This is a genomic window from Pseudideonella sakaiensis (assembly GCF_048320135.1).
Classification (GTDB): domain Bacteria; phylum Pseudomonadota; class Gammaproteobacteria; order Burkholderiales; family Burkholderiaceae_C; genus Ideonella_A; species Ideonella_A sakaiensis_A.
Window position 1 is genome coordinate 5,276,119 of sequence record NZ_CP182947.1, and the last position, 20,638, is coordinate 5,296,756.

Here is a 20,638-nt window from a genome sequence, read left to right on the forward strand (position 1 = left end):
ACTTCATCGGGTTGTCGGCGGCGGCGGGGTTAGGCGGTGATTGTGTTCCGGTTCCCGCCGCCCACTGGCGCCATCCGCCATCTGCCTGCGCGCAGCATGATTGCTGGGCGGCGGTGTAAAACAGCAGCCTCTGTCCAACCCCGCGAGAGTCTGACGATGACCGACCAGCCAACTCCCCGCATCGATGCCGCAGCGATCGACGCCGACCTGTGGTGCTTGTTCGACCAGTATGTGCACGGCGATATCGACCGCCGGCGTTTTCTCGAACGCGCGGCCGGTTTTGCAGCCGCCAGCGGGATGACGGCCACCGCGCTGCTGGCCGCACTGAGCCCGGATTTCGCGCGGGCGCAGAAGGTCGCGGCGACCGATGCGCGGCTGGCGACCCGGTTCGTCGAGGTCGATTCGCCAGCCGGCTACGGCAAGCTGCGTGCCTATGTCGCGCGGCCGGTACAGGCGACGACGGCGCTGCCGGTGGTGCTGGTGATCCACGAGAACCGCGGCCTGAATCCGCACATCGAGGACGTGACGCGCCGCCTCGCGCTGGCCAATTTCATCGCGGTGGCGCCCGATGCGCTGTTTCCGCTCGGCGGCTATCCCGGCGACGAAGACAAGGCGAGGGCCTTGTTTGCGCAACTCGACCAGGCGAAGACGCGCGAGGATTTTGTTGCGGCATCGAATTGGGCGCGGCAGATCGACGGCGGCAACGGCAAGCTCGGCGCAATCGGCTTCTGTTATGGCGGCGGCATGGTCAATTTCCTCGCGACCCGTGTGCCCGAGCTGCGCGCCGGCGCGGCGTTTTATGGCGGGCCGGCACCGGCCGGCCAGGCCGGCCATATCAAGGCCGAACTGCTGCTGGTATTTGCCGAAAACGACGAGCGCATCAATGCCGCCTGGCCGGCCTATGAAGCAGCGCTGAAAAGCGCCGGCGTCAAGTACGACGCCCACACCTGGCCAGGCACACAACACGGCTTCAACAACGATACGACGCCGCGCTACAACGCCGCTGCAGCGGCTGAGGCCTGGCAACGCAGCCTGGCCTTGTTCGAGCGGACACTGCGATCGTGAGCAGCCGCTGCGCTTGCATGGCGCAGGCGATCGTCTGCCTGCTCGCTGCGGCGCTGCTGGGCGCTTGCAGCGGCGTGCCGCGTGCGCCGGCTGCGATGGCCGCTTCGACTGCACAGCCTGCCGCCGATGCCTTGGAGACGCGCAAGGCCCATGCGCTGTTCGACGCCTATTGGGACGAAACCGCGCGGATGTATCCGGAGTGGGCCAGCTACCGTGGCGACCACCGCTTTGGCGACCGCCTGCTCGATGCGTCGCCGGCAGCGATCGAGGAGCGGAAAGCCTGGTGGCGCGAACTGCAGCAGCGCGTGCGGCGGATCGACGCCGGCCGGCTGTCGACGACCGACCGGGTTTCGCTGCAGATGCTCGGCCATACCGCCGACATCAATGTGCTGATGCAGCAGTTCGAGGCCTACCAGGCGATGTCGGTCAACGGCGGTGTCGATTCGTTCCACGGCGCATTGGCCGACCTGTTGCGGGTGATGCCGGTTGCAACCATTGCCGATGTCGAGCGGCTGCTGGCGCGGATGGCGGCGTATCCACTGCGTGTCGAACAGGAGATCGCCCGGCTCGAGTTCGCGCAACGTGCCGGCATGGTGCCGCCGCGTGCCGGCCTCGAACGCGCGCTGGCGCAGATCGATTCGCTGCTCGCCGCGCCGCTGGCGAGCAGCCCATATTTCGAGCCGTTCACCCGTCTCGGCTCGGCGATTCCGGAGGATGGAAAGAAGGCCCTGCGTGAACGCGGCGAACGCGCGGTGTTGACCGAGGTGCTGCCGGCGATGCGTCGGCTGCGCGACTTCGTCGGCGGTGCCTACCTCGCCGCCGCGCCGGCCGATGGCGCATTGCTGAATTATCGGGACGGCCAGCGCATCTATGCCGCGCTGGTGCGCAACCACACGACGACCTCGCTGACGCCGGCCGAGATTCACCAGATCGGCCTGCAGCAGGTTGCCCGGCTGCGCGGCGAGATGGAGGCGATCCAGCGCAGCACCGGCTTCGACGGCGACTTTGCCGCCTTCGTGCGCTTCCTGAACAGCGACCCCAAGTTCTTCTACGGCAACGGTGACGAGCTGCTCGCCGGCTACCGCGACATCGCAAAACGCATCGATCCGGAATTGCCGAAGCTGTTTGCCGAATTGCCGCGCGCGCCGTACGGCATCCGCGCGGCGCAGGCGATGGGCCAGACCGAAGGGCCGGAGACGTATTCGGGCCCGTCGCTCGATGGCAGCCGCCCCGGCTGGTTCAATGCCAATATCCTGCGCTACAAGACGCGCACGAAATGGGAGATGGAAACGCTGATCGCTCACGAGACAGTGCCCGGCCACCATCTGCAGGCGGCGCGGGCGGTCGAGCTGAAGCAACTGCCGGCCTTTCGCCGCGGTGCCTTCCACACCGCCTACATCGAGGGCTGGGGGCTGTATGCCGAGACGCTCGGCGGCGAACTCGGGCTGTACAAGGATCCGTACAGCCGCTTCGGCCATCTGCAGGCGCAGATCTGGCGCGCCGCCCGGCTGGTCGTCGATACCGGCATCCATGCCGAGGGCTGGAGCCGGCAGCGCGCAATCGACTACATGGTGGATCGCACAGGCATGGGCGCGGAACGGGTCGCCAGCGAAGTCGACCGCTATACCGCGTGGCCGGCGCAGGCGCTGTCGTACATGATCGGCCAGCTGAAATTGATCGAACTGCGCGATCGCGCGAAGGCCGCGCTCGGCGACCGCTTCGACATCCGCCGCTTCCACATGGTGCTGCTCGATCAGGGCCCGATGCCGCTCGACGTGCTCGATTCGCAGGTCGAGGCTTGGATCGCGGCGAGTCGGTGAGGGGCCGGGCCGGCATCGTTTTCCGCTTGCTGCGTCGGCGGCAGGATGACGGCGCTGTAGCCAGCTGTGGCAATGGCCGCTGCGGCGCCGGTACCGTGCGGCCCGCTGCGCCCCGCGCCTGCCTGGTGGACCGGCGTTCCGAGTGATTGCAACCACGCGCGCACGCCTTTCTGCGAAGTTCCGTCGGCGAGCAGGCGCGACGCGACCAACCTGGTCACCCAGGCCGCCGCCATCGAGGTGCCTTTCAGCGTCTTGCGGCTGCCGCTGAGAAAGCCGGCGGCGGCGAATTCGCCCGGCGCGAAAAACTGCGGCCGGTCAGAAATCGGCCTGGCGGCGACCCCTTGGGCGGGCATCTCTGCACGACGTGAAGAGATGTCGGCGATGCGTCGCTCCCCGTCCTGCGGATACTCGGCCGCGCCGACGACGATCGTGTTGCGGCCGTTCGCAAGGCTGCCGAGCGTATTCGCAGTCGAGGAGCTGCCAGCCGTCGCGTTGCCGACAAACCCGTATTGCGGGCGCTCGCCGGCCAGTTCACCCGGGATGTCGCGGCGTTCGATCCAGGCCTGCAGCAGCACCGGCGAATGACCATGGTGGGTGACGCGGATCTGCCAGATGCCGACCGGCGCCTTGAATCCGGTGACGTTGCGCGTCGTGCCGATCGCCAGCAACACCATCGGCCCGTTGCCGCGCGGGCCCGGACCGCTGCGGTTGCTGAGGTTGACGACCATCGCCAGCGCCGGCGCACCGGAATCGGGGCGCCAAGCTTTTTGCTCGCCAGGCGCTGCGCAGATCACATGCGCATTGCGTGGCGGCAGCAGTTCGACCGTCACGCCGTATCCGCTCGCTTCGTCGGGCAACCAGAGCTCGATGAAGGTTTCGCTCGCATCGGCGCGGTCGATCTCGACCTCCAGCGAGCACGTCGCATCGTTGCCGCCCGCAGGCTGCAGGCAGACCTCGGCATGGCAGCGGCGAACGCCGCCGTCGCCGTCGTCGCGCGGCTTGCCGGCATTGCCGGCGGCAACGACGACGTTGAGCCGGTCGGGGTGCTCGTCGATCAGCGCGTCGATCGCCTGCTCGATCATCGAACTGCCGTCGTGCGGGCCGGCGAATGCGGCCAGGCTCAGGTTGATCACGACCCGGGCCTCGGCGCCGGCGCGCGCGAGGATGTAGCGAATGCCGTCGAGCACCAGTGCGGCGATCCAGCGCCCGCTGGTATCGCGCAGCGCAACCTCGGGCAGTTGCACGAAGACCAGTCCGGCTGCGTCGACATCCGATGCGGCTACCGCTTGCAGCGGCGCATCGCCGCCGGCAATGTTCGACCGCAGCGGCGCCGGCTGCTCAAGGGGTGGCGAGCCGCCGGCCATGTCGAGCACATGTGTGCCGTGTGACCAGTCGGAGACGGCCGGCAGCCCGACGCCGAGCGCGCGGTAGATCGCCCGCTCGCCGAATGCCTGCGATTCGTCGTCGTCGGCTGCGGTGCCGAGGTGGCGGTTCAGCAAGGCGTCGAAATCGTCGATCCGCAATTCGCGGCCATGGCCGAACTCCACTGGCCGCTGCCAGACGGCACGCGCCGGCAGGTCCGCATCGGCATCGCCTTGCTGGTCCCAGAAGGCGAGCAGTCGGCTGGTCCAAGCATTTTCTTGTCGGCGGCGAAAGTGCCGATGCGCGAAGCCGCATGCGCCGTCGATCACGCCGATCACCACCTTGGCTGGACGTGACGGTGCGGTGGCGGAGTTTGGCTGCGTCTCGCGCAGCCGATCGAGGGATTGTGGCGGCGCATCGGGCCTCGCCATGCCTGGTTCGGCAAGCAGCACGTCGGCAAGCTCGTGCAACCGTTGCCAGTCTGCGGCTGGCGAATCTGCCGTGATCTCTGCGGTGCAGAATGCGTCCGAGCGAAGCGCCGCCGTTGCGTCGATCGACCGGTCACGGTAGATCGCCGGTACCGTCAGGCCATCGATTTTCAGCAGTGCGGCCAGCGTCGCCGGGTCGCGCAGACGCAGCGCCAGTCGAAGCCGTTCGGTGCCGCGATTTGCAAGGTAGGCCCCATTCGTCGCCGCCGCCCAGATCAGATAGGGGTCGGACATTCCGGGCCCGGCATCGCCGTCGGCCGGCAGCGGCCAGTTCATTTCGCCGGCTCCGCAGGAAGTGGGGCTCCCCATTCAAGCCTGGCCTGGTTCCACAACCATTCCAATTGCGGACTCGATTCGACGCTGATGTCAGCACCCGATTGCACCGCGGCAATGTTCGAAGGCTCGCCGGACTCCATGCATTCTTCGTCGCCGGTGAGGTTCGATCCATCAAACGTGCCGCTGGAAACCTTGCCGGCGCCGCAACGCGCGGCAACAAAGGCGCCCAGCACCTGCCCGAGCACCTGGCCGGCCAGCGAATCGATGGCGTAATGCAGGCCGGCCACCTCGCGGTTGTCGGCGATCCGCTGGGCCAGACGGCGCAACAGTTTTCCGGTGGCCTGATCGTTGCCGAGGAATGCCGTCATCAGCGTCGCGACCGTGAACGCCTCGGTGGCGTGTCCGCTCGGCAGGCTGCCGTGGCCGGGTGTCAGCAAGGCAGGACTGACCCCGGGATCGATTTCATGCGGGCGCGGCACCGCGAGCGCGTGCTTGAAACGTTGTACGACGGTGAATGCGAGGTCGAGCGCCAGCTGCATCAGCTCCAGCGTCTTCGGCATGCGCTGCGGGTGAATCGGCAATACGCTGCACCAGAAGGCAAACTGCGGCGTGACCTGGGTGCCGATCTCGAGCAGCCGGTCGCGGACTGCGGGTTCATCGGATTTGACCAGCGACCGCAGCCTGGCCCGGTCGGCAACGCATGCCGCCTGCTTGTGAAGCACCGTCAGCGTCGGGCGGATCATCGTGACCAGTGGCAGTTCATCGTTTCGCCACCGCAATGATTTGCCGCCGCATTCCGGATCCGCCGCGGTATCTGCCGGGCGGGTTTCAAAACTCAGCCCCTCCATCAGCTCGAAGCGCAGCACCTCGGCCCGGCAGTCGCCCTGCCAGCATTTCAGCATCTCCGGCGAATCGATCGGCAGCAGCTTGCACGCCGGAGAGTTTGGAAACTCGCTTCTCCATTTCCAAGTTTCGGGAAACGCCTCGCGCAGATGCTGCCGCGACGCCTCGACGGCCATCAGCAGCAGCGGGTTGATCAACTCGCCGGCATACCCCGGCAAACCGTTGGCTGCGCCGGCGGAGCCCGCCGAGCCTGCGGACCCAGCCGAACCGGCGGAACCTGCGGAACCTGCGGAACCGGCCGAGCCGGCAGACGAGTAGGGCATCGAATGCTCCCGGTTGTTGCGAAGCGGAATTCAGGGCAGCCCGGCGGCCGACAGGGCATCGGCATAACGCGTCGTCCGCTCGCCAGGCGGGCCGGGAAAACGCTTGAAGAAGGCCTCCCGCGTGAAGCCGGGCTCGAGCGTCAGCAGTTCGGCGACGGTCGCGCGGGCCGCTGGCAGGTCGCCGCCGAGCGACTGAGCGATTGCCAGCATGCGCAGCGTCGAGGCGTGGCTGCGGTTCGCGCGCAGCGAGCGCATGCCGACCTCGACCGCCGCCGGATAGTCGTCGGCGGACAGATGGGCGAGGCAGGTGAAGTTGTCGTAGTAATAGCGCAGCGGGTCGAGCGGCGACAGCCGCTGCGCGCGCAATGCGCAGTTCACGGCGTCGGTACCTCGCTCCTCGTAGGCATGCAGCGATGCCTGGAACAGCAATGCCAGGCCCTCGTTCGGATTGGCGCGCAGAGCAGCCTCGTAGCGGCGTCCGGCAGTGGCCAGGTCCTTGCCGATATAGGCGCAGATCAGCCCGTCGATGGCCAAGGCCAGCGCGTGCTCGCTGTCGAGGTCGAGTGCCTGCTGCACGACGGCATGGGCCTGCCGTGCATCGTCGGTCGGCTCGCTCGAATAACCCTGCGCCACCTTCAGCACATGCCACTTGCCGAGCCAGGCACGCGGTGTCGTGGCTTTCGGATGCCGCGCAACGAGGTAATTCAGCATGTCGCCGGCACGCTGGAAGTCGCGCTGGGTCAACCGATGCATCAGGCTGATCGCGGCAAACAGGATCGAATAGCTCTGCAGGTTGTACAGCGGAACCGTCTGTGCGCGCTGTGCCTCGCAACCGACGATGGCCCGGCAGACGGCGGCCGCCGCATCGGCGGCGGTCGGGCTGTCGCCGCCGAGCAGCGCATCGACATCGGCGTCGAACTCGTCGGCCCAGACGGTTTCGCCGCTCTGCAACTGATGCAGATTGGCGAACAGCCGCAACCGGGTCCCGCGGACCAGGAAATTGCCGCGCAGCACATATTGAACGTCGAGCAGCTTGGCCATCGTCGCCTCGCTCTCGTTGCGGCGGCTGAACCATGCCGAAGACAGACGAGAGACAACCCGCAAGCCGGGAATGCGAGACAGCACCGCGATGATGTCGTCGGCCAGCACGTGGCCGATCGGCTCCTGCTCGGCCGCGCCGCCACGTGGCGCGAACGGGATCACCGCGATGCCGGCCCGCTCTTCGGCGCCGCCGTGGACCGCGCCATCACCGGCGGGTGCCGCCCCGGTCGACAAGCCTTGTCTGACCGGAGCGATGCGAAAAGCCCGCTGCGGGCCGTCGAGATTCTTCAGGTAACACAGGCCAAGGTCCTCGACTTCGGCATCGACGCCGGGCAGAACCAGGTCGCGCAGCTCGTCGGAAACGATCAGTTCGCCGCCGCCCCCGAGCGTCGCGAGCCGGGCGGCAAGGTTGACGCCATGGCCGTAAATATCCAGCTCATCGATCACGACGTCAGCGATATGCCCGCCAAGCCGCAACACGATCGCCAGATCGGGCCGCATCGGGTCGTTGAACGTCGCGATGCGCCGGTTCATCTCGAACGCGGCCTCGATCACCGAAGTCGGGTCCCCCGCAAACTCGATCAGCAGCCCGTCGCCCAGGCTCTTGACCAGCCGGCCATCCAGCGGCGGCAGCACATCTCGCGTCACTTCGTGGATGAAACGCCGCCAGCGGGAGATGACGTTGCCCTCGTCGCGCTGGAGCAGCCGCACCGATTCGACGGTGTCGACCACCAGGATGGCGCGACGGGCCCGGTGGAGATCAATCCAGGCTTCGTCCCCCGAAATGACTGCAGATTCCATGGCCGGTGGCGTTGCCCGCGATGCAACGATTCTGTGGGATGCGCGAGCCGTCGGCAAGGCCGCCCGACGCCGGCCAGCAACGCCGCTGGCTAACGAATAGTTTGGCTGCTTTGCCGCGCACAATCGACCGCATCGGCAAAGACAGGAGACCCGCGTGCGACAGGCCATATCCCGCCAGGCCCGACTGCTGTCGTCGACGCTGCTGTCGACGATGGACCTGTGGCGGGGCACGATGCTGCTGCCGACGGTGCGGCGGCCGAAGAAGAAGCTGAAGCTGTACGACCTCGAAGGCAGCACCGCCTGCCGGCAGGTGCGCGAGGTGCTGACCGCGCTCGGGCTCGATGCCGTCGTGTTGCCTTGCCCGATCGGCGGCAAGCGCTTCCGGCCGACTGCGGAGGCGCTGCTCGGTGACGGGGAAGACCTGCCGCTGCTGGTCGATGCCGACGCCGGGGTCCGCGTCAGCGGCGCGGCGCCGGTGATCGAGCACCTGTTTCGCCGTTATGCCGGCACTGCGCCGCCGCGGGCTTATCAGGCCGGTGCGGTTTCTGCGCGGCTGGCCGCGCTCGGCAGCCTGCTGCGTGGCGGGCGCGGCATCGATGCGCGGCCGGCGCGCCGGCCGAGGCGCAGGCTCGTCCTGTGGAGTTTCGAGTCGAGCCCGTATTCGCGGCTGGTCCGCGAGCGGCTGACCGAACTCGAACTGGCCTATCAGCTTCACAACGTCGGCAAGGAAGCTGTCGGAGAGCTCGGGCCGGCCGCGCAGCGGCTGAGCCCCGGGCCCTACCGGCCAGAACCCGGCGGGCGGCGGGCCGAGATGTTCGAACGGACCGGCCGGGTTCAGCTGCCCTACCTGGAAGATCCGAATACCGGCGAGGCCTTGTTCGAGTCGGACGCGATCATCGACTACCTGGAACACCATTACGCGCTGTCGCCGCAGACAGCCGGCTGACGGACTCCGGGCTGCATCAGATGGCGGCCGGACTTTGCCGCCGCCGCGGTTACGCCGATCGAAAAGATGCGACAGGCGCAGCTTTGTCAGCGCCCGCCAACGATTCCTACGCGAGGTGTGAAGCTTGTCCTATCTCGCCGGCCCTGCCCTCATGGAACAGTGAGCGCATCGCCCGGGACCCGACGGGTCCCGGAGACCTCACCGGAATCCCGCATTGCTGCGGAACCTCGAGTGGACCAGAACGGAAGCAGCCGACATGAACAAGACCCCTTTCGCAGCGACCTGCATTGCACTCCTCAGCCTGACCGGCGCCGCACTGGCGCAAACCGGCACGGCCGGCGGAGCGATCGATCCTATGAATGGCATGACTACCGTGCTCGACGGCAAGCCCCAGCTTGTCGTCGATGCGTCGCGCGTGCGCACGCAGGCCGAGCGTGAGGAGGACAGGGTCAAGAGCAGCGCGCGGGACGAGATCGTCGAAGAAAAGGTTCGTGGCGCGGTCAATGCGAAGGCGCAGGGCAGGGCGATTGGTGTTGCCAACGCGAAGGAGCGTCAGGAAGACAATGCGAACAGCGCAGCCGGCACCTCGAAACAGGGTGCGGTGAAGCCGCAGACCCGCTGATCGTTCGGCACGCATGAAAAAACCCGCTGGCCTGACGGCTCAGCGGGTTTCCTGTTTTTCGATCGCCGGCAGTCGACGGGCTTATTTGCCGCCGGTCAGCACCCATTCGGCGAGCGTTTTCGCATCGGCTTCGCTCAGGTTAGGCTGCGCCGGCATCGGCACCGGGCCCCACTTGCCCGAACCGCCCTTGCGGATGCTGTCGGCGAGCATCGTCGCGGCATCTTTCTGGCCGGCATATTTTTTCGCGATCTCCGAGATCGCCGGGCCGACGACCTTCTTGTCGACGGCGTGACACGCCATGCAGGCGTTTTTCTGTGCCAGCGCGAGGTTGGCATGGGCCGGCACGGCGGCGGCAACCGCTGCGGCGGCAACTACAAAGGAGAACACGGTTTTCATCGGATGGGCTGGTGGGCTGGGTTGAGCGGTCGACCCGCCGATGGCGGCAGGGCGGGAAGTTCTATCTATTCGTATGTGATGATATTTTATCCAAAGCCGGTCCGCCGTTCGGACTTTCACCAATATCCCGGTGGCACGCTCGGTCGACGGGCGCCATCGATTGCTGCGGCAGGGGGTGCAGCCGATGGCTTGACGATCGCCACCAGCTTATCTCGGCGCTCGACCAGCGGGCCAGTGGACGCCGTCACCCGGCCCCTGCGGATCAAGGCAGCGTGCTGAGCCGGATGCTGTTCGCCGCAGGCGCGCCGCGCAATTCGCTGAGCAGCAGCGCGCGCCCGTCCGGGCGGTGGAAGACGTAGCGGCCGATCTGCGCGAAGCGGTCCGCGCCGACCGTGATCGGCGCCAGCGTATTGCGGGACAGCAGCGCCAATGTCGACGCGGCATGGGTTGCGACCCGCGTGAAGCAGTCGATCTGCCGGTCCTGCCGAGGATCACAGATGAACTTGTCCTGCTCGAGGACCAGCAGCCGGTCACTGACCGGGCTGTCGCTGACCGACGTCGCGATCGAACCCCAAGGCGCCGGCCCGGATTTCGGAGCCAGCGCAAAGCTTCCGATGTAGCGCATGTCGAGCCCGACATCCTCGGTCGAGCCGAAGATGTTGCCGCATGCGGTATAGAGCCGGGCGCCAAGCGTGCCGGCCCAGACCTGCCCGCAGATCTCGTATTCGCCGTGGTATGGCGAGTCCTTCACCGCACTGACGCCATTGGCACCGAGCGAGACACGGAAGATATCGCTCGGTGAAATGTCGCGGTCTGCGGAGTAGATCCGGGTGCCGGCCGGGTGCAGCACCGGAAAGCCGGGGCCGAAAATGCGCGCCACGCTTGGCTCGACGCTGCCTGTCGCCGTGTCGACGACAAAGACGGGCGTCCAGGTCGACGCCGCGCCGAACGCATGGATCCGGGCACTTGCATCGAGCACGACGCTGCCGACCACCGTGCCGACCGGGATTCGGCGAACGCTCGCCGTCGTTCCCAGGTCGACCAGCGAGACGGCCCCATCGTGGCCGACGGCCGCGTGAAGGCCGTCCGGCGAGACCGCCACCGACGTCGGCGCGCTGGCCAGCGGCATGCTGCGGCTGCGCCCGGTGGCGAGCTCGACGACATGAAGCGCCGCCACCGGAGTCCGTGACACCATCAGCAACGTGTCCTGTGAGCGGCTGTAGGCCGCTGCGACCAGATCGTGCGACAGCGCCTGCAGCGCCGTCTGTGGCTGGGAGGGCACTCCGGCCTCGGTCGGCGCGAAGAAACCGACCGCCAGGGTCACCGGCACCAGGAACGGGCTTCCAGCGGCAGGCCGCAGGCAGGCCTGATCCAGGCAGACCTCGACCGTGACCGTGTCGACATGGCTGCCGTTGCCGAGTACGCCCGGAGCCTGCAGCTGGAGCTGAAGGTCGATGCTGCCGTCGCCGAGTGGCGTCTTGCCAATGCCGAAGATCGCGTTCGATGTATGGGTGACCCGGTAGAAAAAACCTTCGCCGGGAAGGCGGTCGACCAGCAGTTTCAGCTGCAAGGGCTGACCGGTTCCGCGTTGGTAGGTGTCGCGTTCAACCACCAGGCTGCTGGCGGACATCCGCGCCCCAATGTCGTTGGACGCCGAACTGGCCGCACCACCACCACCACCGCCGCCACAGGCGGCCAGACTCAGGACCAGCGCGGCCACCCACAGGCCGCGGCTGCTGACAAACTGACGCATCGAAGGGATCTCCAGGGTGGGTTGTCGTGCCGCGAATGCGGCAGCGGCCTGCGCCAGCGCCGTGAACGTGGTGGGTGTCTTCGGCGACGGATTCTAGGGTGAGGTTTTCAGCCTCGCCGCGAGATCGCCGCGCGCTTCAGCGCCGCGGCGCGAGGTGCTCGGCGAGGAAGCGCTCGACCTGCCGCATGAAGTCGAGCCGGTTGTCGAGCAGGAAGAAGCCGTGGCCTTCGTCGGCATATTCCTTCCACAGCGGCGGGTTGCCGGCCTCCTTCAGCGCATCGCGCATCCGGGTGCCGTGTTCGAGCGGGACCCGCCGGTCTGCGCCGCCCATTGCAAGCAGCACCGGCGCCTTGATGCGGCTGGCGTGCAGCACCGGCGTCGCGGCATCGAGCATCGCCTTGTCGGCAACCGGGTCGCCGATCAGCAGCGGCAGGTCGTACTCACGCGCTTCGTTCGCGACGTCGGTGCCGTATTGCCATTTCATCATCAGCCGCGGATCGCTGACCGCGACCCAGGCGACGCCGCAGCGGTAGACGGCGGGGTGGCGGACCAGGCTCATCAAGGTCGCATAACCGCCATAACTCGCGCCGGCGATGCAGACCCGGTCCTTGTCGACGAATCCCTTGCCGGCGGCGAAGTCGAGCGCATCGACCAGGTCGTCCTGCATCGCGGTGCCCCACTTCTTCCAGCCGGCCCTGAACAGCGTCCGGCCATAACCGGTACTGCCGCGAAATTCAGGCTCGATCACGACATAGCCGCGCGACGCCAGAAATTGCGCATGCGCGCTCCAGTTCCATTGGCGGCCTCGCACCCAGGGCCCACCATGAACCAGCACGACGGCCGGACGGGGCGCCTCCGCCTTGCCCGGCGGCGTCGTGATCCAGACCGGGATCTCGGTGCCGTCACGCGTGCGGATGCGGAAAAAATCGGTGGTCGCCATTTGCCTGGCATCAATCTCCGGCCGGACCTTCGCGATCGCGCGCCAGCTCTGGTCGGCGGCGCGGTACAGCCAGACCTGGCCCGGTTCGCGGTCGGACCAGCTGTTGACCAGCGCCGCCATGTCGTCGTTGTCGCAGCGGCGGCAGCTGATGCGGTTGACCGTGCCGGGGAAACGCTCGTCGGCGGCGCGCTGCAATGCCTGCAGCCGCTTGTCGAACCAGATGGTGGTTTCGGCATCGGTCAGCACCCGCACGCCGAGTGCGCGGCTGCCCGGTGTTTCGCTGACGATCTGACCGGAAAAGTCGAAACCCGGCGTCTTCACCAGCGCCTCGGGCTGCGGCTTGCCGGTGGCGAAGTCGAAGCGCCGCAACTCGTGGGCGCCGTCGGCGCCGCTGGCAACGGTGACGTACAGATTGCCATCGGCATCGATCTGGCGGGGCATCCATGGCGCCAGCAGCGCATCGAATTCGGCCAGCAGCCGCCATGGCTTGTCGGCTGCGTCGCGCCAGTGGTAGGCGGCGGCTTTGCCGTTGCGGGTGGCCACAAGCCGCGGCTGACCATCGGCGTCGAACCACCAGGACATCACATTTTCCGGCGCGCCGAACGACAACGACCTGCTGCGCCCGCTGACCACGTCGAGCCGTTTTGCGATGACCGCCGACGCTTCGCCGGTGCGTGAAAACTGCCACTCGCCGACGATGACTTCGCGTCCGTCGCCACGCGGCACATGCAGCAGTCGGTGGTTGGCGGGCAGCGGCTGGTGCGCCGCAGCCGGCCGCTGGACGACAAAGCGCATGTCGATGTCGACCAGCAGGCGCAAACCCGAGCCGTCGCGGTGCACCGAATAAAGCCCGGGCCACCAGCGCTGATCGCCGCCGCCACGGTTGCGGTCGTCGATGTCGAAGACCAGCATCTCGTCGTTGACCCAGCGCACATCGCCGATGTCTGCATCGGCGAAACGCGCCGGCACCACCGGCGGCTTGTCGGACTGCAGATCGATCACGATCAGGCTGACGCGCGGGCTGCCGCGCGCACTCGTGAACGCCAGGTAGCGGCCCGATGGCGACAGCGCGATCTGCTCGAAATCGGGCGTTGCAAAGAAAAGCCTGGCATCGGGCAAGGTCGAATCCGCAGCAGTGGCCTGGCCGCCGGATGCCGCTGCCGTACCGACCAGGCAGCCAAGCACTGCGGCCAGCGTGGCCAGCGCCTGCCGCGCCCACACGGCTGGCCTGCGGCGGGTGATCGAGCCCGGCAGCAGCTGGATGCAGCGGTGCTGCACAGAGATCAGGTTCAGCGCCAACGCGGCGACAGTGGAGGCGTGGAAAGTTTGCACGGGAGTCCGCTCGGCTCGGAAATCGGGGAGGCCAGCCAGCATGCCCGACGCCGCGGACACTCCCCATCCCGCATTCATGGGGGTCGCGAACAGGTGATACCGGCGCAGCATTGTGCCGGGGTGCCAAGGGGCGGTTCGAGGAGCGTGGGCAGCTGCAGGCGCTCGATTTCGAGGCCAGTTAGGCGTACATTGCCACTATCGATCGCCCGGACGAGGAGGCGTTCCGATGATCAGCCGCATGCCCAACCGCCACGAGCTGCCGTCGACGCGGATCGAACTCGTCTTGCTGGGCATCGTCGACGGCCAACTGTCGGTGCTGCTCGGCGAGCGCCACGGGGAGCCGCATGCCGGCCGCTGGGCGCTGCCTGGTGGCGTGTTGCGGATCGACCAGGACGCCGACCTCGATGCCGCGGTGCAACGCACCGCGGTCGAGCGACTCGGTGTCGCGCTGCCGTTTTTCCGGCAGTTGCTGACGGTCGGCTCGATGAGCCGTGATCCCGGCGCGCCGTGGTCGCTGGCCATCGTCTACCGGGCGCTGCTGCCGGCCGACGTTTTCCAGGCGGGGGCCGGCAAGCGGACCGACGAATGGCGCTGGTTCGCTGCCGAGGAGGCCGCAGCCGATCGGCGGCTCGCCTTCGAACATGCCGAACTGATCGGCCGGGCGATCGCGGTGACGCGCAGCGAAACCGATCAGCTGCTGCTGCCCGCCGGGCTGTTGCCGGCCACCTTCACATTGAGCGAACTGCAGCAGGTCTGCGAGCAGATTCTCGGCCGGCGCCTCGACAAGGCATCGTTTCGTCGCAAGCTCGCCGAACGCGAACTCGTGCAGCCGATCGAAGGCGAGATGCGCGGCGGCGCGAACCGGCCGGCGCAGGTGCATCGGCTGAGGGTGGCGGGGAGTTGAACAACGTCAGGCTCATTTCTCCAGCGGAATCGGTGTCCCCCGGTCGACGGCGACTGCGGTCAGGCTGTTCTGCGGCGAGCCTTCGATCACGCGGTCCGAATAGGTCAGGTAGATCAGCGTATTGCGCGGCGCGTCGACCATGCGCACGACGCGCAGCTTCTTGAAGATCAGCGAGATCCGTTCGCTGTACATCTCGTCTTCCCGCGGGATCGGCTTCGGAAAGCTGATCGGGCCGGTCTGGCGGCAGGCGATCGACGCTTCGGCCTTGTCTTCGGCCAGGCCGAGGCCGCCCTTGATGCCGCCGGTCTTCGCGCGCGAGACATAACAGGTGACGCCGCGCACGCCGGGATCGTCGTAGGCATCGACGACGATCTTGTGGTCCGGGCCGATCAGCTTGAAGACGGTATCGACCTCGCCGACCCTTTCGGCGGCGGCCGGCAGCACATGGCCGAATGCGACGGCGCACAGTGCGGTGCGCATCAGCAGAAGAAGGCGACGGCGGGCAGCAGTACTCATGAAAAATCCAGTCTGGTTCGAATTCGGTGGCGACGGCGTTGCGCGCCTCGCGCCTGCCGTCAGGATGCTCGTCAAGTGCACAGCACTTTCGCATGGTGGCGCAGGTGATCGTCGACGAAGCTCGCGATGAAATAGTAGCCGTGGTCGAAACCCGGATGACGGCGCAGCGTCAGCGGCTGGCCGGCTTTGTTGCAGGCCTCTTCGAAGGCCTCCGGATAAAGCTGCTCGGCAAGAAACTGGTCGGCCAGACCCTGGTCGATCAGGATGCCCTCAGGATGGGGCGCGCTCGCCTGCTGCGCCATCAGCGCGCTGGCGTCGTGTGCGGTCCAGGTCGACTCGTCCTGGCCGAGGTAGCCGGTGAAGGCCTTGTGCCCCCATGGGCAGCGGGTCGGGGCGCAGATCGGCGCAAATGCCGATACGCTGGCAAACAGCCCAGGGTGGCGCAGCGACAGCGTCAGCGCGCCGTGGCCGCCCATCGAATGGCCGAACAGGCCAAGCCGTTGGTTGGCCAGCCCGAACTCGCTCTGCACCGCAGGCAGCAGTTCCTTCACCAGATAACTCTCCATGCACCAGTGGCCGGACCACGGCGCCTGTGTCGCATCGAGGTAGAAGCCGGCGCCGACGCCGAAGTCCCAATGGTGATCTTCGCCATCGAGACCGGCGCCGCGCGGGCTGGTGTCCGGTGTCAGCAGCGCGAGGCCGAGTTCGCTGGCAGTGCGCTGCGCACCGGCCTTGATCGCAAAAGTTTCCTCGGTGCAGGTCAGCCCGGCGAGCCAGGTCAGCAACGGCACGGCCTGTCCGGCCAGCGCCTGCGGCGGCAGAAACAACCCGAAGCGCATCGGCAGGCCGATCTCGCTCGACATGTGGCGGTAGAAACGCTGCTCGCCATCGAAACATTGGTGGCTGCTGATCGGTTCGAGGCGTTCGAACGGGGTTGTCATCAATGGGCTCCGAAACTTCCGAAGAGATGGTCGGGCGACGATGCTGATCGCCCGTGCGATCGCTCAATCGTAGCCGGGGCGGCCGAAGACATTGCTCGCGATCGCGACGAGATTGACCTGGCGCAGCCTGCAGCCGCCATCCAGGGTATAGGCTTGTTGGATGGGAACGATCCGACGCCTGACCGGGCAAGACCTCGCAGCGCTGTTGCTGGTGATGTCTGCGCAGGCGCCGCTGGCCGCTGGCGCGCCGCAACCAGCCGCGGCGGCTCTTCCCGACACCCAGCGTTCGCCAGCGACCCGCCACCGCGATGCCAGCGGCCAGCCCCGCTTCGCCAATGCGCTGGTCCGCGAGCGCTCGCCCTATCTGCGTGATTACGCCCACAGTCCGATCGACTGGTTGCCGTGGGGCGGAGATGCGGATGCGAAGGCGCGCACAAGCGGTGCGCTGAAATTCATCTCGATCGGTTATTCGAGTTGCCACTGGTGCCATGTGATGGCGCGTGAATCGTTCGACGACCTGGCAATCGCCGAGGTGCTGAACCGCGGCTTCGTCAGCATCAAGATCGACAGCGAGGAACGCCCCGATGTCGACCGCCGTTTTCTGGCCTGGCTCGAGACGCTCGGCGTCGCGCCGGGCTGGCCGATGAACCTGGTGCTGACGCCCGACGGCGAGGTGATCTGGGGCGCGACCTATCTGTCGCGCGACGAGCTGCTGGCGACGCTGCGGCGGCTCGAAAACCACTGGCGGACCGACCGCCAGCGGCTGCGCGAACTGGCCACGGCGAATGCCGAGCGGCATCGGCGCAGCGCGCAGCCGCCGGCGGCGGCGCTGGCGGTCGGCGAGGCCTATGCACAGACGGTGCAACGCATCGCCGCCGATTTCGACCCGGTCGACAAGGGTTTCGGTACCGGCCGCAAATTTCCGGCGCCGGCCGAAGTGGGCGTATTGCGCGATGCCTTTCTGCGCAGCGGCGATGCGGCGCACGCCCGCAAGCTCGTCGAGACGCTGCGAGCGATTGCCGGCGGCGGGCTCAGTGATCCGATCGATGGCGGTGTTTTCCGCTACTCGATCGCACGCAGCTGGAAGCAGCCGCATTTCGAGAAGATGCTGTACGACCAGGCGCAGGTCGGGCGGCTGCTGTGCCAGGGTCTGGCGATCTCGGGCGATGCCGCGCTCGGCGCTGCGGCAGGCCGGATCATCGATTTCTCATTGACGCGGTTCTCGACCGGTTCCGGCCTGTTTGCGGCCTCGTTCGATTCGGAATCGGCCGGTGCCGAAGGTGCTTTTTACCTGTGGAGCTTCGACGACGAGGACCGGCTGGCTGCGCCGCTGCGGCCATTGCTCGAGCGCCACTTCGACAGCGTGATGCAGTCGAACGGCGGCATGTTGCTGGTGCCTGCATCGGGTGCCGGCCCGGTGCCCGACAAATTGCTGAACGCGCTGCGCCGGATTCGCGCATCGCACCCGGCGCCACGCCGCGACGACAAGGCGATCACCGCCTGGAATGCCAACATGGTGGCGACGCTGGCCGAGTGCGCGCCGGTGCTCAACCGGCCGGAGCTGGCGCTCAAGGCGGCAACGCGGATGCGCCGGCTGCTCGCGATCAATGCAAAGGGCGGTGTGATCCGTCGCTACAGCCTCGGCGGCCAGGCCGCGCACACGGGCAGCATCGAGGACTTGGCGTGGCTGCTGGCGGCGCTGACCGCGCTGCACGATGCCGACGGCAAGCCGCGCTGGATTGCCGCGGCGCGGCAATTGCTGCAGCGCAATTTGCCGGCAGATCGCGCAGCACTCGATCAGGCGCTCGACACCTTCGCGCGTGACCGCACCGGTTTGTCGGCATCGGCGGTGCTGCTGCGCTCCCTGACGCAACTCGCGCGGCGCAGCGACGAGCGTGAATTTGTCGCCGCGCGCGACCGTGTCGCACATGCGCTGCACCGGTTTGCCGGCGCCGACAACCATGCATGGCTGACCGCCGCACTGCACGAGATCGAGGAGCCGGCACCGGCGCCGGTCGTGTTTGCGGCGGCGGGCCGGGTCCGGCTGACGGTGGCCGCCAGCCCGGCGCCGGCAGGTGGTGCGCATGTCGTCGTGACCGCCGATATCCGGCCCGGCTGGCACATCAATTCGGATCGGCCGATGCAGGACTATCTGCGCCCGACGCGCATCGCCGTGGCAGGCGCTGCCGATGCCAAGGTCGCATACCCGCCGGGCAAGCCGTTGCGCTTCGGCAGCGCCGGCGATCTGCTGCTGGTGCTCGACGGCAGCGCGCGCTTTGACGTCCGGTTGCCCGACGGCAGACCGGCAGGCGACTTCCCGCTGGTGAGGCTTTCGATCGCGCTGCAGACCTGCTCGGACCGCGTCTGCCTGGCGCCGGAAACGGTGCAGCTGGCCGGGCTGGCCGGCGTCGTGACGAGAACAGCCGGACGCTGAGCCGGTCGGATCGGCTATCGTGCCGGCGGCGCCGATCGCGGCGCGGCATGCCGTCCGAGGAGACCCACCGATGACCCGCTCCGCAGCAATTGCCCGTGCCGGTGAACATTTCGACTGCGGCGAATTCCGCACGACGCTGGCGCGGCGGATCGCGATGCCGACCGAGAGCCAGAGGCCGGAACGTGCCGATGTCCTGGCGGCCTATCTGTCCGATGAGATGCAGCCGGCGTTCGAGGCAATGGGTTTCAAGTGCCGGACGCTGCGCCATCCGCTGGCGAAGGCGCCGTTCCTGTTTGCGCAGCGCATCGAGGGGACCGGGCTGCCGACGGTATTCGGTTATGGCCATGGCGACGTGATCCGCGGCCTCGAGCCGGAATGGCGGTCCGGGCTGTCGCCATGGCAGCTGAGCGAACACGACGGCCGCTGGTATGGCCGCGGCATCGCCGACAACAAGGGCCAGCATTCGATCAACCTGCAGGCGATGGCCAACGTGCTCGCCGAGCGCGGCCGGCTCGGCTTCAATGCCAAATACCTGATCGAGATGGGCGAGGAAACCGGCTCGCCCGGTTTGCGCGAGTTGTGTGCCGAGCACCGCGCGCTGTTCGACGCCGATCTGCTGCTCGCTTCCGACGGCCCGCGGCTGCGCGCCGACCGGCCGACGCTTTTTCTCGGCTCGCGCGGTTGCCTGAATTTCGACCTGCGCATCGACGCACGCGCCGGTGGCCACCATTCGGGCAATTGGGGCGGGCTGATCTCGAACCCCGGAATTCAGATGGCCCATGCGATTGCCAGCATCGTCTCGCCGACCGGCCAGATCCGCATTGCCGAATGGGTGCCGTCGGAACTGCCGGCCGCGGTGCGTCGCGCGCTGGCCGACTGCGAGGTCGATGGCGGTGTGGATGGACCGGCGATCGACGCCGGCTGGGGCGAGCCCGGGCTGTCGCCGGCCGAACGCGTCTTCGGCTGGTGTTCGTTCGAGGTGCTGGCATTCAAGACCGGCAATCCCGAGACGCCGGTCAATGCGATCCCGCCGCGCGCGTGGGCGCGCTGCCAGTTGCGCTTTGTTGTCGGCATCAACGACAGCCGGATCCTGCCGGCGCTGCGTCGGCACCTCGACCGGCATGGTTTTCAGATGGTCGAGATCGTCGAAACCGGCGAGGAGCGTTTTCGCGCAACCCGCATCGATCCGGACGATCCGTGGGTGCGGTGGGTGGCCTCGTCGATTGCCGAGACCAGCGGCAAGACGCCGGCCATCTTGCCGAATCTCGGTGGCTCGTTGCCGAACGACATCTTCACCGACGTGCTCGGCCTGCGCACCGTGTGGGTGCCGCATTCGTATCCCGGCTGTTCGCAGCATGCGCCGAACGAACACCTGCCACCGGAGCTGCTGCGCGAGGCGCTGCTGGTGATGACCGGTCTTTACTGGGACCTCGGCGCGGGCGGCACACCCGCCGCAGCCGGCTGAGCGGGCAGGCGCTTCAGAACGATTCAGGTCTCATTCAGGCCGCTCAAGGACGCGGCGCGGGCGATTTTGCACAGTGAAGGCACGTCGAAAAACCTCACCGGAGATCGCCATGGACGTCCCCCGCCTGATAGCCGCCACCGCCGCCGCATCGATCACGTTGATCCTGTTCAGCGCCGTCGTCTCGATCGCGCCGCCCGAGCGCCATGTGCTGCTGGCGCGCAGCCAGCAGGCGGCGCAACAGAGAACCCGCCAGGCGGCAACGCCATCCGCTGCCAAGCCATCGGTACTCGCGATGGCGACGCAGTCGGGTGAAACATTGCCGGCTGCGCGCCTTTCGGCCATGCCTGAGCAACCCCGCTAGAGCGGTTGC

Annotated in this window: 16 protein-coding genes; 8 read left to right on the top strand and 8 right to left on the bottom strand. The window is 67.5% G+C overall.

All coding sequences use genetic code 11. The features are described from left to right. Positions 1-156 precede the first annotated feature (156 nt). Entirely contained in the window at positions 157-1,065 is a 909-nt protein-coding gene (locus ACNH6H_RS24160) for a dienelactone hydrolase family protein (RefSeq protein WP_418320816.1), read from the top strand. Further along, positions 1,062-2,885: a DUF885 domain-containing protein gene (locus ACNH6H_RS24165; protein ID WP_418320817.1), complete on the top strand. Its 1,824-nt coding sequence runs from the start codon at positions 1,062-1,064 to the stop codon at positions 2,883-2,885. The genes ACNH6H_RS24160 and ACNH6H_RS24165 overlap by 4 nt, the downstream gene beginning before the upstream one ends. Here the strand turns inward: ACNH6H_RS24165 and ACNH6H_RS24170 are convergent. The 3 genes from ACNH6H_RS24170 to ACNH6H_RS24180 form a co-directional block, all read right to left on the bottom strand. Beyond that, positions 2,819-5,011: a S8 family serine peptidase gene (locus ACNH6H_RS24170; RefSeq protein ID WP_418320818.1), complete on the bottom strand. Its 2,193-nt coding sequence runs from the start codon at positions 5,009-5,011 to the stop codon at positions 2,819-2,821. The two genes, ACNH6H_RS24165 and ACNH6H_RS24170, sit on opposite strands and share 67 nt — an antisense overlap. After that, entirely contained in the window at positions 5,008-5,571 is a 564-nt protein-coding gene (locus ACNH6H_RS24175) for a phosphatase PAP2 family protein (protein WP_418320819.1), read from the bottom strand. The genes ACNH6H_RS24170 and ACNH6H_RS24175 overlap by 4 nt, the downstream gene beginning before the upstream one ends. 636 nt (positions 5,572-6,207) lie before the next feature. Then, complete coding sequence (locus tag ACNH6H_RS24180; RefSeq protein WP_418320820.1) at positions 6,208-7,950, bottom strand: hypothetical protein; 1,743 nt, start codon at positions 7,948-7,950, stop codon at positions 6,208-6,210. Positions 7,951-8,173: 223 nt separating this feature from the next. Between ACNH6H_RS24180 and ACNH6H_RS24185 the strand changes: the two genes are divergently transcribed. Then, entirely contained in the window at positions 8,174-8,965 is a 792-nt protein-coding gene (locus tag ACNH6H_RS24185) for a glutathione S-transferase N-terminal domain-containing protein (protein WP_418320821.1), read from the top strand. Positions 8,966-9,179: 214 nt separating this feature from the next. Next, complete coding sequence (locus ACNH6H_RS24190) at positions 9,180-9,587, top strand: hypothetical protein (RefSeq protein ID WP_418320822.1); 408 nt, start codon at positions 9,180-9,182, stop codon at positions 9,585-9,587. 81 nt (positions 9,588-9,668) lie between these two features. Here ACNH6H_RS24190 and ACNH6H_RS24195 read toward each other — a convergent pair whose 3' ends face one another. The 3 genes from ACNH6H_RS24195 to ACNH6H_RS24205 form a co-directional block, all read right to left on the bottom strand. Next, the gene (locus ACNH6H_RS24195; protein ID WP_418320823.1) at positions 9,669-9,983 is read right to left on the bottom strand and encodes a c-type cytochrome; all 315 of its coding nucleotides are present in this window, start codon (positions 9,981-9,983) and stop codon (positions 9,669-9,671) included. 262 nt (positions 9,984-10,245) lie between these two features. After that, positions 10,246-11,736 (bottom strand): YncE family protein, encoded by a 1,491-nt coding sequence (locus ACNH6H_RS24200; RefSeq protein ID WP_418320824.1) that lies wholly within the window; start codon positions 11,734-11,736, stop codon positions 10,246-10,248. Positions 11,737-11,872: 136 nt separating this feature from the next. Further along, on the bottom strand, positions 11,873-14,008 hold the full coding sequence (locus tag ACNH6H_RS24205) for an alpha/beta hydrolase family protein (RefSeq protein WP_418320825.1): 2,136 nt from the start codon (positions 14,006-14,008) through the stop codon (positions 11,873-11,875). 226 nt (positions 14,009-14,234) lie between these two features. Between ACNH6H_RS24205 and ACNH6H_RS24210 the strand changes: the two genes are divergently transcribed. Then, positions 14,235-14,912 carry an NrtR DNA-binding winged helix domain-containing protein gene (locus ACNH6H_RS24210; protein ID WP_418320826.1) on the top strand — a complete coding sequence of 226 codons (678 nt, stop codon included), beginning with the start codon at positions 14,235-14,237 and terminating at the stop codon, positions 14,910-14,912. A gap of 12 nt (positions 14,913-14,924) precedes the next feature. Here the strand turns inward: ACNH6H_RS24210 and ACNH6H_RS24215 are convergent, their stop codons facing one another. Further along, a complete protein-coding gene (locus ACNH6H_RS24215) occupies positions 14,925-15,392 on the bottom strand; it encodes a CreA family protein (protein ID WP_418321481.1) in 468 nt (155 codons plus the stop codon). 107 nt (positions 15,393-15,499) lie between these two features. Further along, positions 15,500-16,369 (bottom strand): S-formylglutathione hydrolase, encoded by an 870-nt coding sequence (gene fghA, locus ACNH6H_RS24220; protein ID WP_418320827.1) that lies wholly within the window; start codon positions 16,367-16,369, stop codon positions 15,500-15,502. A gap of 160 nt (positions 16,370-16,529) precedes the next feature. On the opposite strand from fghA, the gene ACNH6H_RS24225 reads away from it, so the two are divergent. The 3 genes from ACNH6H_RS24225 (at position 16,530) to ACNH6H_RS24235 (ending at position 20,629) form a co-directional block, all read left to right on the top strand. Beyond that, the gene (locus tag ACNH6H_RS24225; protein ID WP_418320828.1) at positions 16,530-18,803 is read left to right on the top strand and encodes a DUF255 domain-containing protein; all 2,274 of its coding nucleotides are present in this window, start codon (positions 16,530-16,532) and stop codon (positions 18,801-18,803) included. A gap of 70 nt (positions 18,804-18,873) precedes the next feature. Then, positions 18,874-20,268: a M20 family metallopeptidase gene (locus tag ACNH6H_RS24230; RefSeq protein WP_418320829.1), complete on the top strand. Its 1,395-nt coding sequence runs from the start codon at positions 18,874-18,876 to the stop codon at positions 20,266-20,268. Positions 20,269-20,377: 109 nt separating this feature from the next. Continuing rightward, positions 20,378-20,629, top strand: coding sequence for a hypothetical protein (locus tag ACNH6H_RS24235; RefSeq protein ID WP_418320830.1), 252 nt, complete (start codon positions 20,378-20,380; stop codon positions 20,627-20,629). The last annotated feature ends 9 nt before the right edge of the window (positions 20,630-20,638 follow it).

Coding starts and splice junctions, on each gene's coding strand:
- ACNH6H_RS24160 (WP_418320816.1), top strand. CDS start 157: ATGACCGACCAGCCAACTCCCCGCATCGATGCCGCAGCGATCGACGCC.
- ACNH6H_RS24170 (WP_418320818.1), bottom strand. CDS start 5,011: ATGAACTGGCCGCTGCCGGCCGACGGCGATGCCGGGCCCGGAATGTCC.
- ACNH6H_RS24175 (WP_418320819.1), bottom strand. CDS start 5,571: ATGCCGAAGACGCTGGAGCTGATGCAGCTGGCGCTCGACCTCGCATTC.
- ACNH6H_RS24195 (WP_418320823.1), bottom strand. CDS start 9,983: ATGAAAACCGTGTTCTCCTTTGTAGTTGCCGCCGCAGCGGTTGCCGCC.
- ACNH6H_RS24200 (WP_418320824.1), bottom strand. CDS start 11,736: ATGCGTCAGTTTGTCAGCAGCCGCGGCCTGTGGGTGGCCGCGCTGGTC.
- ACNH6H_RS24210 (WP_418320826.1), top strand. CDS start 14,235: ATGATCAGCCGCATGCCCAACCGCCACGAGCTGCCGTCGACGCGGATC.
- ACNH6H_RS24215 (WP_418321481.1), bottom strand. CDS start 15,392: ATGCGCACCGCACTGTGCGCCGTCGCATTCGGCCATGTGCTGCCGGCC.
- fghA (WP_418320827.1), bottom strand. CDS start 16,369: ATGACAACCCCGTTCGAACGCCTCGAACCGATCAGCAGCCACCAATGT.
- ACNH6H_RS24225 (WP_418320828.1), top strand. CDS start 16,530: ATGGGAACGATCCGACGCCTGACCGGGCAAGACCTCGCAGCGCTGTTG.
- ACNH6H_RS24230 (WP_418320829.1), top strand. CDS start 18,874: ATGACCCGCTCCGCAGCAATTGCCCGTGCCGGTGAACATTTCGACTGC.
- ACNH6H_RS24235 (WP_418320830.1), top strand. CDS start 20,378: ATGGACGTCCCCCGCCTGATAGCCGCCACCGCCGCCGCATCGATCACG.